General features: G+C 60.4%; 1 protein-coding gene. It reads left to right on the plus strand.

Translation table 11 applies throughout. The annotated features are described in order from the left end of the window. Nucleotides 1-381 (plus strand): YDG domain-containing protein (locus HY29_RS19480; protein ID WP_034799875.1); only part of this gene is annotated, 381 nt, incomplete at both ends.

The raw sequence follows: 381 nt of genomic DNA on the forward strand, positions 1-381 counted from the left end.
TCCGTGGCCAACCGTGTCTATGACGGGACCGTGAATATGCGTCAGCAGCTGACGCTTGGGACGCTGGACGGGGTCGAGGCTGTTGATGCCAGCCTGGTCTCGATTGACGCGACAAGCATCACGGCCGAGTTGAATAGCAAGGATGTCGGTACGGGCAAGCTGGTAACCGTATTGGGCTATGATCTGACAGGCGCCGAGGCGAGCAATTACACGGTCACAGATCCGACAGGCCTGACGGCGGATATTGCGAAGCGTGTTCTGACGCTCACGAACATCTCTGTGGTGGACACGCTGGTCGGCGTTGTGGCTGCGGATGAGTCGGTCGGCAGCGTGACGCTGGATGCGAACGGCGCCACGGGTGTGATGGTGGACAAGAAGGCC

Origin of the sequence: Hyphomonas beringensis (assembly GCF_000682755.1) — a bacterium.
In the GTDB taxonomy this organism is placed as follows: domain Bacteria; phylum Pseudomonadota; class Alphaproteobacteria; order Caulobacterales; family Hyphomonadaceae; genus Hyphomonas; species Hyphomonas beringensis.